Annotated in this window: 16 protein-coding genes; 14 read left to right on the top strand and 2 right to left on the bottom strand. The window is 51.3% G+C overall.

The window, feature by feature from the left end; all coding sequences use genetic code 11:
- The first annotated feature begins 2 nt into the window (after nt 1-2).
- The 11 genes from WMO41_RS00120 to WMO41_RS00070 all read left to right on the top strand — a co-directional run bounded on the left by WMO41_RS00120 (nt 3) and on the right by WMO41_RS00070 (nt 11,019).
- Complete coding sequence (locus WMO41_RS00120) at nt 3-1,349, top strand: DNA primase family protein (protein ID WP_349228229.1); 1,347 nt, start codon at nt 3-5, stop codon at nt 1,347-1,349.
- A 300-nt stretch (nt 1,350-1,649) separates the two neighbouring features.
- On the top strand, nt 1,650-1,964 hold the full coding sequence (locus WMO41_RS00115; RefSeq protein ID WP_494338401.1) for an LLM class flavin-dependent oxidoreductase: 315 nt from the start codon (nt 1,650-1,652) through the stop codon (nt 1,962-1,964).
- Between the two features lie 69 nt (nt 1,965-2,033).
- Nucleotides 2,034-2,222, top strand: a complete 189-nt coding sequence (locus tag WMO41_RS00110; protein ID WP_349228072.1) for a hypothetical protein — start codon at nt 2,034-2,036, stop codon at nt 2,220-2,222.
- Nucleotides 2,223-2,310: 88 nt separating this feature from the next.
- The gene (locus tag WMO41_RS00105) at nt 2,311-3,600 is read left to right on the top strand and encodes a plasmid recombination protein (protein WP_195308560.1); all 1,290 of its coding nucleotides are present in this window, start codon (nt 2,311-2,313) and stop codon (nt 3,598-3,600) included.
- A gap of 15 nt (nt 3,601-3,615) precedes the next feature.
- On the top strand, nt 3,616-3,801 hold the full coding sequence (locus tag WMO41_RS00100; protein WP_173685184.1) for a hypothetical protein: 186 nt from the start codon (nt 3,616-3,618) through the stop codon (nt 3,799-3,801).
- Between the two features lie 88 nt (nt 3,802-3,889).
- The gene (locus WMO41_RS00095) at nt 3,890-4,120 is read left to right on the top strand and encodes a helix-turn-helix domain-containing protein (protein WP_021631742.1); all 231 of its coding nucleotides are present in this window, start codon (nt 3,890-3,892) and stop codon (nt 4,118-4,120) included.
- Nucleotides 4,101-5,774: a recombinase family protein gene (locus WMO41_RS00090; protein WP_494338403.1), complete on the top strand. Its 1,674-nt coding sequence runs from the start codon at nt 4,101-4,103 to the stop codon at nt 5,772-5,774. The genes WMO41_RS00095 and WMO41_RS00090 overlap by 20 nt, the downstream gene beginning before the upstream one ends.
- A gap of 367 nt (nt 5,775-6,141) precedes the next feature.
- Nucleotides 6,142-6,720 carry a MarR family winged helix-turn-helix transcriptional regulator gene (locus WMO41_RS00085; protein ID WP_349228070.1) on the top strand — a complete coding sequence of 193 codons (579 nt, stop codon included), beginning with the start codon at nt 6,142-6,144 and terminating at the stop codon, nt 6,718-6,720.
- The gene (locus WMO41_RS00080; protein WP_349228069.1) at nt 6,713-8,497 is read left to right on the top strand and encodes an ABC transporter ATP-binding protein; all 1,785 of its coding nucleotides are present in this window, start codon (nt 6,713-6,715) and stop codon (nt 8,495-8,497) included. Before WMO41_RS00085 ends, WMO41_RS00080 begins: the two co-directional genes overlap by 8 nt.
- Nucleotides 8,484-10,313, top strand: coding sequence for an ABC transporter ATP-binding protein (locus WMO41_RS00075; protein ID WP_349228068.1), 1,830 nt, complete (start codon nt 8,484-8,486; stop codon nt 10,311-10,313). The genes WMO41_RS00080 and WMO41_RS00075 overlap by 14 nt, the downstream gene beginning before the upstream one ends.
- A gap of 82 nt (nt 10,314-10,395) precedes the next feature.
- Nucleotides 10,396-11,019 carry a GNAT family N-acetyltransferase gene (locus WMO41_RS00070; protein WP_349228067.1) on the top strand — a complete coding sequence of 208 codons (624 nt, stop codon included), beginning with the start codon at nt 10,396-10,398 and terminating at the stop codon, nt 11,017-11,019.
- A gap of 111 nt (nt 11,020-11,130) precedes the next feature.
- On the opposite strand, the gene WMO41_RS00065 is transcribed toward WMO41_RS00070, so the two are convergent.
- On the bottom strand, nt 11,131-11,451 hold the full coding sequence (locus WMO41_RS00065) for a hypothetical protein (RefSeq protein ID WP_349228066.1): 321 nt from the start codon (nt 11,449-11,451) through the stop codon (nt 11,131-11,133).
- 45 nt (nt 11,452-11,496) lie between these two features.
- Nucleotides 11,497-11,934 (bottom strand): hypothetical protein, encoded by a 438-nt coding sequence (locus tag WMO41_RS00060; protein ID WP_349228065.1) that lies wholly within the window; start codon nt 11,932-11,934, stop codon nt 11,497-11,499.
- Between the two features lie 386 nt (nt 11,935-12,320).
- On the opposite strand from WMO41_RS00060, the gene WMO41_RS00055 reads away from it, so the two are divergent.
- The 3 genes from WMO41_RS00055 to WMO41_RS00045 all read left to right on the top strand — a co-directional run bounded on the left by WMO41_RS00055 (nt 12,321) and on the right by WMO41_RS00045 (nt 15,198).
- Entirely contained in the window at nt 12,321-12,743 is a 423-nt protein-coding gene (locus WMO41_RS00055; protein ID WP_349228064.1) for a C-GCAxxG-C-C family protein, read from the top strand.
- Nucleotides 12,744-12,755: 12 nt separating this feature from the next.
- Complete coding sequence (locus tag WMO41_RS00050) at nt 12,756-14,114, top strand: MATE family efflux transporter (RefSeq protein WP_349228063.1); 1,359 nt, start codon at nt 12,756-12,758, stop codon at nt 14,112-14,114.
- 130 nt (nt 14,115-14,244) lie between these two features.
- On the top strand, nt 14,245-15,198 hold the full coding sequence (locus WMO41_RS00045; RefSeq protein WP_349228062.1) for an L-lactate dehydrogenase: 954 nt from the start codon (nt 14,245-14,247) through the stop codon (nt 15,196-15,198).
- The last annotated feature ends 9 nt before the right edge of the window (nt 15,199-15,207 follow it).

Raw genomic sequence — 15,207 nt, 5'->3', positions numbered from 1 at the left:
ATATGAATCTGCCGATCTGGTTTGATGGGCAGAACATCAACGAAGCTCTGTTTTGTGAAGAATTTCTGCAAGAGCGCAGGATCATCTTTGCAAACGGAGCTTTTTTCACGCCCGATGGTCGAGTGACTGACGATCTCCCTCTGCGTGGAGAGATTTACGACAAGCTGAAATTCTGTGCCGTGAACAATATCCCCCGGAAGATCACCAACATTCTGGAAGTGCTGAAACTGGAAGCGCAAGTGCCTGACTTCCCACCGGAGCAGGATCGTATCCATGTGTCCAACGGTACGTTGCTGTTGAACGGCGCATTCACCGAGGGCAGACCGGCTATTGTGCGGAGCCGTCTGCCTGTTGCTTACAATCCCGATGCACCCGCACCTGTGATCTGGCTGAACTTTCTGGATGGGCTGCTCCATGCGGAGGACATCCCCACCTTGCAAGAGTTCATCGGCTACTGCCTGATTCCATCCAACAAGGGACAGCGTATGATGGTCATTAAGGGGAACGGCGGCGAGGGCAAATCCCAAATCGGAGTTGTGCTTTCTGCTATCTTTGGCACGAATATGAAAGACGGCAGCATAGGCAAGATTTCTGAAAACCGCTTTGCCCGTGCCGATCTGGAACACATCCTGCTGTGCGTGGATGATGATATGCGGATGGAAGCCCTGCGCCAGACCAACTATGTAAAATCCATCGTAACAGCACAGGGCAAGATGGACTTGGAACGCAAAGGCAAGCAGAGTTATCAGGGCTGGATGTTTGCCCGGCTACTTGCGTTCAGCAACGGTGATCTGCAAGCCCTGTATGACCGCAGTGACGGATTTTACCGCAGACAGCTTGTGCTGACCACCAAGGAAAAGCCTGCTGACAGAGCTGACGATCCTGACCTTGCAGAAAAGATGAAAGCCGAAGCCGAGGGCATCTTCCTGTGGGCATTGGAGGGATTGCAGCGGCTCGCTTCCAACAACTTTAAGTTTACAGAGAGTGACCGTATCCGTGAAAACCGGGAAGCGGTCAAGCGTGACAACAACAATATCTTTGATTTCATGGAATCAGAGGGATACATCCGGCGTAAAGCGGATGCGTCCATCAGCTCCAAGGATTTCTATGAAATCTACCGAATGTGGTGCGAGGAAAACTCCCTTGCACCGCTGAAAGCCCGCAGCTTCAGCGACGCTATGATTGCCAATGCCGGGAGATTCAATCTGGAACATTGCAACAACATCACCAACTCTGCCGGACGGCGGGTGTGGGGCTTTATGGGTGTGGAAGCAGTGGCAAGACCTCATATAAATGGGTTTTACGGAGATTCGCCGTGTACGTACGTACCGGAGGACTGGCGGGAATGATTTTGCCAGCCATGCTCTGTACGTATGTACGCAGCATTTACCCCTGTTTTCTCCCGTTATAGGAAACAGGAACTTTCAGAACAGACCTGTTTTCGGGCATTGAAAATCAGTGGTAATGGAAACAGCAAAGTTTTTGACCGCAGGACAAAACTATTTCACGAAATCGTGCTTCTCTGAACCGTGTACCCTGTACACGGAACAATGGGTGTTTTCACTGTTCCAGACCAAACCGCACGAAACAGTAAAGCGGGATATGGTCATATACGGACAGGACATCACAAGCGAAATTCTGAACGGATTTTGGAGATTGCAGATTTTTCGCTGTTCGGCGTATCTGCTCCGCTTTGGAGTGCAGAGGTTGCACCGAACCACAAACAGAATTATGGAGGATTTTTCAATATGAATGTACACAACGAAATAAAGGCACAGATCATCCGTGCCGGGATGACCATGCAGGAAGTTGTTGACCTGCTTTCGGACGAGTACGGATGGAGCGACAGCGTTTCCAACCTGTCCGCAAAATTGCAGCGGGAAAGCATCCGATACAAGGAAGTATTGGAGCTTGCCGCTGTGCTTGGCTACGACATCGTATGGCAGAAAAGACGGGAGAAGTGATGCCCCGGCAACAGCCCCTCGCATCTCCCGTCCCCATAGGCGCACCGCAGTGCTGCCTATGGACAGGCAGTGAAAGATACGGTTTTCGCTGCCGCCGTCTGCAAGAAATGTTCTGCAGAACAGCTTCATGCAGACGGGCTGACCATGGGAAAAGGCGCAGACATTTTCCCATGGTCAGCAGAGGTCACCGCAGTGACCGCATTCCCCCTCGGGAGAGCCCTCGGAGAGCCCACGGCACTTTGCAGCCAGTATGGATGAAAGTGTAATAGTGGGTTATTACACTTTGAAAAAGTGCCTCTCCGTAGCCCCCGCTGTCTGCAAATCCCAAAGAAAGGACAAAAATTCTATGGCAAGAAATGATGGAATAGACCGTACCGTAGCCAGAAATCAGGACTTGGAAACCCCAGCAGATGTGGCGAAGGTACAGGAACACAATGAGCGTGAAAAGGACAGCTACAGCAATCAGGACATCGTACCGGAGCGCACTTCCATGAACGTTCATTTCAAAGCACCCACGGACGATTATGTGAAAATGTTTGAACAGATGGAGCAGGATGGCGTGATCTCCACCAGAGGTCTGAAACCGGATGCCGTCAAATACGGCGAGTTGATCTTCGATGTGAACTCCGCTTACTTCTACAACCACGGTGGCTATGAATTTGCAAAACAGTTTTATGCCGATGCCTATAAAGCTGCCGTGGAGATCGTGGGCGGTGAGCAGTATATCCTCTCCGCTGTGATGCACGCCGACGAGCGCAACCGGGCAATGTCCGAAGCTCTGGGCGAGGATGTGTACCACTACCACCTTCATGTGGTTTATATCCCAGTGGTGGAAAAGCAGATCCTTTGGTCAAAGCGGTGCAAGGATGAATCCCTCCGGGGAACAGTAAAAGAAACGATCACACAAGTCAGCCGCAGTAAGAAATGGGACTCAAAGCCGGTACTTGACGAGAACGGCAATCCGATGCTGAACGCAAAAGGGAAAAAGATATTGAAGTCGTCCTACAGTGTGTTGCAGGATGACTTTTTTCATTTCATGCGAGCTGCCGGATATACCGATGTAGAGCGTGGAGAGCGTGGCAGTACCGAGGAACATCTGACGGTGACACAGTTCAAGGTACAGGCAGAACAGCAGCGTTTAGAAGCTGTGACCGGACAGGTGGCACAGGCAGAACAGAGTTTGGAGGATGCCAAGTCTGCCACGGAAAAGCAGAAAAAGAAGCTGGAAGCTCTGCAAAAGGAAACCAAGACAGCAAAGACCATTGCGCTGACGGTGCAGGACATTGAAGCGATGGGCAAGAAAGCCACATTCGGAAACAATATCACGCTGACACCGGATGAATGCGGCACACTCAAACGCTATGCGGTCAACGGCATTATCGCCAATGCCGACAATAAGCGTCTGAAAGAAAAACTGGCTTCCGCAGAAAAGACGGTTTCCATCTGGAAGCAGCGGTATGAAGCGGTAAACGAAAAATATATGGAACTCAAACAGAAAGCCCAACCCTTTCTGGATGCACTGGAAATCGCATCCGAAAGAGTTCGGGCTTTTATTTCTGCCGTCCTCGCCAGAGGAAAGGAAACACAGGAACACCAGCACCCTGCCCGCAAGCGTGGACAGGATATGGAAATTTGATGGAGGGATTGCCTATTGAAGAAATACTATGAGGAAGCGAAATATAATGCGGCATTTGACCGCTGTGTGGATGTTATGACCCAGTTGCTCCAGAAATACGGGCATCAGGTTTTGGATAAATTGGAGCAGGACGCTCCACAAACGGTGGAGTGTTCCAAGGATGAGAAGCAAGCGCAGCCTTTAACGGATAAGGCTGCGTAAAAATTTGCAATTTACACGTTGCGTATTCGATGTAGCTGTGCTATAATGATTACGCAACGTGTATTTTTGTTTTTAGGGAGATAGGAAGATGGATTGTAAAAACAGAATTATAAAGTTGCGGGAAAGCACAGGACTAAACCGGAAGGACTTTTGCAAGCTCGTCAATATCCCGTACCGGACGATGACTGAGTGGGAACTGGACAACCGCCATGCACCGGATTATGTGCTGAGACTTTTGGAGTATTATATCCGCAACGAGGGATTGATGGTAAAAGAAATGAGCGAGGGAGGTGGCGATTCTGAAAAAGAAGAAACTTAAATGTTATCTATATACGAGAGTGTCCACCTCCATGCAGGTAGACGGGTACAGCTTGGATGCCCAACGTGACAAGCTGCGGAAGTATGCGGCATACGAAGATATGATCGTTGTCGGGGAGTATTCTGACGAGGGATTTTCCGGCAAGAACATCCAAGGGCGGCAGGAGTTCCAACAGATGTTGAACGATATCCAGGACGGCAAAGACGGCATTTCCTATGTGCTTGTCTTTAAGCTCTCCCGATTTGGCAGAAATGCAGCCGATGTTCTGAACTCTTTGCAGCTCATGCAGGATTTTGGTGTCAACCTGATCTGCGTGGAGGATGGCATTGACAGCTCCAAGGATGCCGGAAAGCTGATGATCTCCGTGCTGTCTGCGGTGGCAGAAATCGAGCGAGAGAATATCCGCACACAGACAATGGCGGGACGGGAACAAAAGGCTCGTGAGGGCAAGTGGAACGGCGGTTTTGCTCCCTATGGATATAAACTGGAAAACGGAAATCTTGTCATTGCGGAGGATGAAGTAGAAGTAATCCGTGTTATTTATGACCGCTACATCCATACCAACGAGGGCGTTGCCGGAGTAGCCAAATATCTGAACCGCAACGGTTTTATCAAGAAACTGCGGCAGAATAACACCATCCCCGGATTTTCAAGAAACTTCGTGCAGGACGTACTGGACAATCCCGTTTATATGGGTAAAATTGCTTATGGCAGACGGAGAACCGAAAAGAAACAGGGTACAAGAAATGAGATGCACGTGGTTGAGCAGTCGGAGTTCCCTGTTTACGATGGGCAGCACGAAGCCATTATTTCCGAAGAAGATTGGTATCTGGCACAGGAGAAGCGCAAGATCAATTCCTTTAAGCGGGAAAAGGTCAACAATCCAGATCACGCCCACATCCTGTCCGGTATCTTGAAATGCCCTTGCTGCGGAAAGAGTATGTACGGCAATATCGCCAAGGCACACAGCAAGGACAAGAAAACACGGTATTATTACTACTGCAAAAATACGGTTACACCGACAGGACATGAGTGCAGCTTCCGGCTGAATATCGAGCAGGCAGAGATCAACAAATTTGTGGCGAAGGTCATTTCCGCTATGGTCAACAATCCCCGATTTGTAGAAGCAATTCAAGCGAAAATCGGAACAGCGGTTGATACAGAAGATATGGAAAAGCAGATTGCCGTCCTGCAAGGGCAGCTAAAGCAAGCCTTTGGCACGAAAAACCGCTTGGAGCGTCAGATGGATACTCTGGACATCAATGATGCCCACTATGACAGAAAGATTTTGGACTTGCAGCGACGCTATGATGAGCAGTATGATATCATAGAGGAAATCGAGGTTCAGATTGGCGAATTGCAAAGTCAAATACGCAGCATCCAGCAGGAGAAAATCTCTGGCGATAACATTTACAGGCTCTTACTGGCATTTGATGAAGTCTACCATTCCGCAACGGAAGCGGAACAGAAAGAGTTTATGAAAGCCTTTATCGAGCGAATTGAGATGTTCCCGGAAAAGAGGAAAGACGGTAGCTGGATAAGGAAGATTGTGTTCAACTTCCCTGTGCCTGTTGATGGCGAGGAAGTGAAAGAACTTCCCTTGGAAACTGAAACAACCGTCGAAACCATTGCGCTTTTGACCCGCGTAAAATAAGGGTTTGTGGGCTTCCTGAGTGACTACGAAAGCCCATTTGACAACGCTTTTTTGAGATGTTGTCAAAGGCTTATTGCCTTTTCAAAGATTTCTACACTGCGCTCTGCCATCTTTTCGGTGGCGTGAGTGTAGACCTGTAAGGTGGTGTTGATATCAGCGTGCCCCAGGCGTGTCTGGACATTTGGGAGAGAGGATGGGAGAGCAATCTATCAGTTACTGAAGCATAAAAAGGTCTGGGATGAATTTACTTGACAACAAAAAATAGTTGCACTATCATCTAAATGGTTGCAGATACATCTAACGCACATTCGCCGGAGAAATCTCAGCGGGTGTGCGTTTTTGTTTTATAGGAAGGGCAGGGAAATGTATGGATCAGACAGAAAGAAAAATGACCAAGATTGCGCGGGAGGTCAGCAAATTTACAGTGCAGACTATGAAAGAAGATGGCATTGGCACGGCGGAGTTTGATTTTATTCATCTTGTACGGCACAATCCGGGTATTACGCAGACCCAGGTGCGGGAGCAGCTTCAGATTGACAAGGGGGCGGCGGCCAGACGGGCTTCCAGCCTGGAGGCAAAAGGTTATCTGATCCGCAAACCGAATCCGAAGGATGGCAGGAGCCAGCTTCTTTACGCGACGAAACTGGCGGAAAATCTGAAGAATTCCAAGGCACGGATTGAAACAATCTTTTATGACTGGCTGTTAGAAGAACTGCCGGAGGCAGAACGGGAGCAGTTCTGCAAAACGCTGGATGCGCTGTACTGGCGCTCCAAGCGGGAGCGGCAGGCAGGATTTGCACATGTGGCAGAGCGCGTGAAAATGATAGATGAAACGGATGTTCAGACGGATAGACTGTGGAAAGCAGCACAGTCCAGCCCACCGGTAGAAGACCAGGAGAGCACAGAGCGGCCCACTGATAGAGAGAAGGTGCAGGAAGATGCGTGAAACGATGGAATCAGATGAGGTGCGAAAACAGATGGAAAATACAGGCAAAGGATTTCGCCCCGACCGGATCCTTTCCTACTTCCGAAAAGAGTGGAAGGTCCTGATCGTCATTACCGTTTCCGGACTGATCTATAACCTGGGACTTCTGGCAGGCCCATGGTTTGAGGGCCGCATGACCGGCTGTCTGATTCGGATTTTACAGGGTATATCCAGGGCGTCGCAGATGCTGACTCTGGTCTGTGCCTATGTGGCCTCCATTGCGGTGGTGCAGAGTTCCCGCTATGTGAAACGCTTTTATGTGCGCCGGTTTGCCAACAACGTAAACCGCCGGATGAAGCAGATCATCTACGGAAGTCTGGTGCGAAAAAGCAGGACAGAGCTGCAGGAGGAAGGTGCCGGAACCGTCATGACCAAGGCCATTCTCGATGTGGATGACTGCGTGGAGGGCATGCGGAAATTCACCACGGAAGTATTTGATACGGGTGTAGCACTGATGGCCTATGCCGGAATGCTTCTGTTTTATGACTGGCGGCTGGCACTGCTTGCTCTGATCTTTCCGCCGGTATCCTACTGCATTGCCGAGAAGATGAAACGGCTGATCCAGAAGACCGGAGCGGCCTGCAAGGAGCAGTCAGGAATTTTAAGCGCAGCAACTCTGGACCGGGGCATCAACGCCCTGACTTACCGGGTGTTTGGCTGCGAGGAAGAACGGCGGCAGGCCTATGAGGAAAATCTGTCCGCCTATGAAAAGGCAGCGGTGAAAGCCAATGTGTGGAATACCGTCATGCAGCCGCTTTACCGGGTCATTTCCATGACGGGTGTGCTGTTTATCTTTTATTTCGGCGGAAAAAATGTGCTGGGAGAGGGATGGAGCACGTGGAGTGTGGCCACCTTCGCTACATTTTTATCCTGTTTTACCAAACTGTCAGTGAAATCCTCCAGCGCGGCAAAGCTGTTCAATGCAGTCCATAAGGCACAGGTATCCTGGAAACGCATCAAACCGTTTATGAAGGTCAGCGGGGACAGCCATATGAACACAAAGATGCTTCCGGGAACATTGCAGGTTACAGACCTTGGTTTTGCGTATCCGGGCGGCAAAAAACTGTTTGAACATCTGAATTTTTCCGCAGAGCCGGGGCAGATCATCGGCATCACCGGGCCGGTGGCCTGTGGAAAATCCACGCTGGGAAAGAGCTTTCTGTGCGAATATCCGTATGAGGGCAGCATTCAGTTTGACGGACAGGAACTGCAAAAGATGGATGAGAAAAAGCGCGCCGGAATCATTGGCTATCTGGGGCACGACCCGGAGCTTTTTAACGATACCATAGAAAATAACATCCGTCTGGGCGGCGGCAGAGAGGCAGAACCCTATCTGAAAGCGGTCTGTCTGGACCAGGATTTAACGTCCGTGGAGGACGGTCTTCAGACGCTGGTGGGAAATGGCGGTGTGCGGTTATCCGGCGGCCAGGCGCAGCGTCTGGCTCTGGCACGGACGCTGTACCACAAAAAGCCTCTTCTGATTCTGGATGATCCCTTCTCGGCACTGGACCGGACAACAGAGCGGGAAGCCTTCGCGCATTTACAGGAGATGGCGAAGGGCAGCATCGTGCTTCTGATCTCCCACCGGCTGTACCTGTTCCCGCAGATGGATCAGATCATCTGGATGGAGACGGGAGAGACCGTAGTGGGAACACACGAAGAACTGCTGAAACAGGTGCCGGAATACGCGCAGCTGTTTGCGGCACAGGAAGGAGGTGCAGGTCATGAAGAAGACTGACCAGGCAGATATGTCCATGAACCCACAGAATGGAAAGGAAAGCAGCCCTGCAAACAGGAAGGAACATGTAGCCGGCATCATCCTGGAGACTGTTCGTCAAAAGGCAGTCCTGTCACTGGGAATTGCGGTCACGGTCTGCGGCGCGGTTGTTGTTTCCCTGTTTCCGCCTTTGGTTCTGGGAACGGTGGTGGACCGCTTGAGTTCCGGGGAACAGCTTGCGTTTTCCCTGGTGATCGCTTATTTTGCCCTGACAGCGCTGACCGGCATGATGGAGGCGGTGCGGGAGGGACTTTTGACGGTATTTGGCCAGAAAATCACCCATGCGCTGCGCAGCCGCCTGATGGCAAAGATGCAGCGGCTGACAGCCGACGGGCTGACCCATCTGGAGCCGGGGGCGCTGGTATCCCGGTTTGTGGGGGATGTGGACACGGTAGAGAATTTGTTTACCTCCGGCATCATCAGCATGTTTGCCGATGCATGCCGCATTGTGAGCATTCTGGCGGTAATCTGGTTTCGCAACCGGGGGCTTTCCCTGGTGCTTCTGGTTTTGCTTCCAGTGCTGTTTCTGTTTACCAGAACCGTGCAGAAAAATATGCTGGCGGCCCAGCTGGAGAACCGCCGCGCCGTGAGCCGGGCATCCGGGTGTGTACCGGAGACTTTGCATAACATCCGCACCATTCATACCCTGGGGAAGGAAAGCTACATGGAACAGCGGTATGACCGCTACATCGGTGACAGCTATCGGGCCATGGAAAAAACCAACTTTTACGATGCGGTCTACTCCCCGGTCATCCTGATTCTGAATGCAGTGGTGGTAGCCATTGTCATGCTGCTTTCCGCGTCGGGCAATCCGAAGGTGCTGACGCTGTTTGGCATGTCAGCCGGTACGGCGGTGGCGGTTATGAATTACATTTCCCAGATCTTCACGCCAGTGGAAAGCCTGGGCATGGAGATTCAGACCATCCAGTCCGCCATTGCGGGTGTAAAGCGGATCAATGAATTTCTGGGGCAGGAGGAGCAGCCTGCTTTGGCGGTCGAACATGCCGAGGCCATGTGTGGGGAAGCAAGGCAGAAGCATCAGAAGCAGGTGATTGGTGCAGTGCTGAAACAGGAACCTGCGGCTGGCGGAAAATCACGGGAATGCACGGCAGAGCAGGACCATCAGGCAGGTCAGTCCGGCAGTATCCGGACGGCAGCTCCGGTCATCGAATTTCGCAACGTCACCTTCGGCTACGATGAGCATATGGTTCTGAAGCATTTGAGCTTTCAGGTGCAGCAGGGCGAGCAGGTCACACTCTCCGGCAGGACCGGTGCCGGAAAGAGCACCATCTTAAAGCTGCTGCTGGGGCTTTATATCCCACAGGAGGGAGCGGTGCTTCTCCATGGCAGACCGGTATCGGAAATCCGGGACACAGAACGGCGAAAACGGTTCGGCTATGTGGAGCAGTCCTTCCATCAGGTGCCGGGCACGGTCAAAGACCAGATTACACTGTTTGACAAAAATATTTCCATGGAAGCGGTGAAGAGGGCCGCCGTCCTGACCGGCCTGGATGAAACCATCATGCAGATGGAGCACGGCTACGATACGGAGTGTACGCCGGAGCTGTTCTCCCAGGGACAATGGCAGCTCCTTTCCATCGCCCGGGCGGCAGCAGCAGACCCGGAACTTCTTCTTCTGGACGAGATCACCGCGAACCTGGACGCGGAGACCGAGCAGGTCGTCTTAAAGGCACTGAAACAGGTATCCGCGGACCGCACGGTCATTTCCATATCTCACCGCACGATGGCAGAACTGGGAAGAATTATTTCCATATAGTAAAATAGACAATTGATTCCTGCTGATGTATAATGAGTGAAAATTTCAGATTTCCTCATTGCGCATTCAGCAGAAAATTTTTATGACAGAAAAGCGAGGCATCTTTATGAAAAACAACGATATCCGTATCCGTGTTGCATCGGAGGACGATGCAGAAGCAATTTTAGCCATTTACGCGCCGTATGTGATCAAAACGGCCATCACGTTTGAATATGAGGTTCCGACACTGGAAGAATTCCGCGGAAGAATCCATCACACCTTGCAGAAGTATCCGTATCTGGTGGCAGAGCAGAACGGGAAGATCCTCGGCTATGCCTATGTCGGCCCGTTTCATGACCGCGCGGCCTACGACTGGGCCGTGGAGACATCCATCTATGTAGATGAAACCCTGCGCCATTCCGGTGTGGGCGGCAGGCTGAACCGTGCGCTGGAGGCCGTGTGCGGGGCTATGGGAATCCTGAACATGGAAGCCTGCATCGGTGTGCCGCAGGTGGAGGACGAGCATCTGACCCGCAACAGCGAGGAGTATCACGCCCACATTGGCTACCGGCTGGTGGGCGAATTTGACAAATGCGGTTACAAATTCGGGCGCTGGTACAACATGGTCTGGATGGAAAAGATGATCGGCGAGCATAAAGATGAGATGCAGACCCCGACCTGGTTCCCGGAACTTTCCGGCGTGCAGGAACTGTTAGACAGCCTGTAAAAAACGGAGTATACTAAAAGCAGAGTTGGGTTATTTTTAAAATAATCTCTCGGAATCCTGAGTGATTATATCCAGCACAGCTGGTGATGAACATTCATTCGATGCCCTTCTTTACAAACAGGAACGGGATGAATTCCATCCGATGTCACAATCAGGCTGGGAAAAGTAACGGTCACAGGAACAGTCATTGATAGCTTTAGAGGCACAATCACAAACACGATGCTTTCGTTCTCTTGCAGAAGTAACAAAAGGAGTACCATCGCCGGCGAGAGCCAGTGCATGGGGATTAATAAGTCCTTTAGAAACAGACTGCTGTAGGAATTCCTGATTATAAAGGTCAAACAGAGAGCCATAAGGCTGTTCAGAAATGGAGAAAGAAGTGTCTTTAATAAAAAAGGAATCTGAAAGCCTTATAACTGCACTCTCTATCATAAGCATATGGCTGCCATGCAGAACATGACAGCCATATGGCAGAAATTATTTTGCTTTCTTTACAGACAGGACTGTGCCGTCAAATGCATCTACTTCATCGACGGTTCCGGTATAGGTAACGGTAACGGTGTCTCCGTCCTTTACATCAGCAAGGCCTTCCGGCTTTTTGTCGTTATCAAAGCTGAATGCATAATCATGTCCGTCGGAGGAGATGGTAAACATGAAATCCTTGATATCACTGATTTCACCGGTCATTGTGGATTCTTCTGCATCTGTGCTTTTGTTTTCTTCCTTGTCAGCTGCGGATTCCTCTTTGGCCGTTTCTTTTGTCTCTTTCTGAGGCTCTTCCTTGGTTTCTTCCTGCTGGGAAGCAGTGGTTTCGGTTCCGGCTGCGGCCGTCTCAGTATTGCTCTTGGCGGAGCATGCAGTTGCCATTGCAAGTACAGCAACAGCGCTAAGAATTGCTAAATATTTCTTTTTCATAGTTGAATTACCAACCTTTCTTTTTGTTTTTGTATTATTTTGAACACAAACACTATCATAGGGAGTAAATGTGAAAAAAGTGTCAGAAGAAACTGACGAAATATTTACGATTCTGACGAAAAACGAACGAAAAGCGATCGTTTTTAAAAACTTGTTGAAAATAAGGTTGTATGATATACTAGGAACACTTAGTGAGGAATGTACTCTCGGAGTCTTTCCTGCACCTGCTTTTGCGGCTTGTTTTCCGCCAGTTGCACCCGAATTTCATCAACATACGCACCGCGTACGCCTCAAAAATTTGGGCACAACTGACAAAAAATCTTCTCGCAAAATCAAGCACAAAAAGATTTCGAGAGCACATTAAATTCATATGGAGGAAGAACAACATGAGCACAAAAGCAGAATACGCGATTTCATTACACGATCAGGGGTACAACTGCGCGCAGGCAGTGGCCTGTACCTTCTGCAAAGAATTCGGGGTAGATGAAACAGAAATGTTTAAGATCGCTGAGGGCTTTGGCCTTGGCATGGGCATGATGGAGATGTGCGGAGCCCTGTCCGGCATGATGATGGTCATCGGCCTTGCCAACAGCGTGGGAGATTTAAACAAGGGCATGCCGACCAAGGGCAGCACCTACAAGCAGGTCAAGGAATATGTGAAGAAATTCCAGGAGAAGAACGGCTCCTATCTGTGCCGCGAACTCAAAGGCGTGGAGACCGGCAAGGTACTTTGCAGCTGCCCGCAGTGCATCATGGACGCCGTGGCGCTGACCGAGGAGTATCTGAAGGAACATCAGGCAGAGAAATAAGGGGTGCGAAACGTGCGGAGGAAACATGCAGATCTGATTGAGGGCAACATTTTTCAGGCCCTTCTGGTCTTTGCCGTGCCGCTGCTGATCGGAAATCTGTTCCAACAGCTTTACAACACGGCAGATTCTTATGTAGTCGGAAACTTTGTGGACACCAACGCGCTGGCGGCGGTCGGTGCGTCGGTATCGGTCATCCAGATGCTGGTGGGCTTTTTTATGGGCCTGTCGGTCGGTGCCGGTGTAGTCATTGCCCAGTATTTCGGGGCAGGAAAAAAAGAAGAGATGAGCCAGGCCATTCACAGCGCCCTGGCTTTCACCGTCCTGTTAAGCGTGCTGTTCACCGTTGTCGGCATAGCGGTTACGAGGCCGCTTTTGCAGGCCATCGGCGTGCCGCAGGAGGTGCTGCCACATTCCATACTGTATCTGACCATCTATTTTGCCGGAATCACCTTTCTTCTGTTTTATAACATGGGCTCCGGCATCCTGCGGGCCATCGGCAATTCCCGGGATCCGCTCATTTATCTGGCCATCGCCAGTGTGCTGAACGTCATTCTGGATGTCATCCTGGTGTGCGGGGCACGGCTTGGCGTAGCGGGCGTTGCCCTGGGAACGCTGATTGCGCAGGCCGTCAGTGCCTTTCTGGTCATGCGTCAGCTGGTACAGACCCGGGAAGACTACCGGGTAGAACTGAAAAAGATCCGCTTCCATGGGAACATGATCCGCCAGATCATCATGGTGGGACTTCCGGCGGCGCTGCAGCAGAGTATTACGGCATTCTCCAATGTGGTAGTGCAGTCCTATATCAACAGCTTCGGAACGGCTGCCATAGCCGGATACTCCACCACAGTGCGGATCGATGGATTTTTGCAGCTGATTTTGCAGAGCTTTAACATGACCATCACCACCTTTGTGGGGCAGAACATTGGCGCGGGCAAAACCGACCGTGTCAAACGCGGCATTTTCACCGCGTGGGTCATGTGCTCCGTGATCATCCTGGGCGGAAGCATCCTGATGAACCGGGAAGGCGGGGCGCTGGTGCAGCTCTTTACGGATGACGCGGCGGTGATCGTCAACGGAGCGGCAATCCTGAAGGTATTCTCCTACGGCTACATGATGCTGCCGGTGGTGCAGATCTTAAGCGGCGCGCTGCGCGGTGCAGGCAAATCCAGCATTCCGATGTTCTTTATGCTGGGCTGCTTCGTGGTGGTCCGCCAGATTTACCTGGCCATCACCGTGCCGAGAACCCACAGCCTTCTGGTAGTGATTGCCGGATGGCCGCTGACCTGGGTGCTCTGCGCAGTGGGCATGGCAGTATATTTCTTCCGGGCGGACTGGATGAAGGGCGCGGAAAAGCTGGTACAGGAACACTGATTTTCAACAAAATTTCATAAGTCCGGTATACCGGATCCATTTCTCACAAAGACTAAGACAGAATTCATTACTGTGGAAAACGGTCTGCGCTTTTGCCGTGCGGACCGTGATTCAGGAAAGAGAGGGTCTTATGAGCAATGTGATCAAATCCAGAAAAGCCGCAGTCATTGGCTGCGGCTTTGTTGGTTCTGCGACAGCGTTTACCCTGATGCAGAGCAAGCTGTTTTCCGAACTGGTGCTTTTGGACGTGAATAGGGAAAAGGCAGATGGGGAGGCAATAGATATTTCCCATGGCGTACCCTTTGCGGCGCCCATGAAGATTTACGCGGGGGATTACGATGATGTGGCGGACGCGGCCATCATCATTGTGACGGCGGGGGCCAACCAGAAGCCGGATGAGACCAGGCTGGATCTGGTGCACCGGAACGTGGAAATCTACAAGAGCATCATCCCGGAGATCGCCAGCCGGAACTTTGGCGGCATTTTGCTGATCGTGTCAAATCCAGTGGACATTTTAACGTATGTGGCGCTTCGCTTAAGCGGACTGCCGGAAAACCGCGTCATCGGCTCCGGCACGGTTCTGGACACAGCCCGGATGAAGTACGCCCTGGGGGAACATCTGCGGGTGGACAGCCGCAGCGTCCATTCCTACATTGTGGGGGAACATGGTGACAGCGAGATCGCGGTGTTAAGCAGCACCAACATTTCCGGCATTCCGCTGGACACCTTCTGCGAGATGCGTGGCTACGACAATCCGAAAATGGAGCTGGACGAGATCGCGGAGTCCGTGAAAAACAGCGCCTACGATATCATCGCTAAAAAGCAGGCCACCTACTACGGCATCGCCATGTCCGTGCGGCGCATCTGTGCCTGCATCATCCGCAACGAGCGGTCCATTCTGCCGGTGTCCTCCATGATGCATGGCGAATACGGCATCCGCGACATCACCCTGAGCATGCCCGCGGTGCTGGGCCTGGACGGCGTGGAAACCCATGTGCCGATCTCATTGAATGAAGATGAAACGACCCGGCTGATCCAGTCGGCGGAGATACTTAAAGGGATTGCGGAGGGGCTGGAATTGTAGACTGGAGCC

Origin of the sequence: Ventrimonas faecis (genome assembly GCF_040096075.1) — a bacterium.
Lineage (GTDB): Bacteria > Bacillota > Clostridia > Lachnospirales > Lachnospiraceae > Brotaphodocola > Brotaphodocola faecis.
Note: the sequence above shows the minus strand (reverse complement) of the source record. Positions and strands in the feature narration are given on the sequence as shown.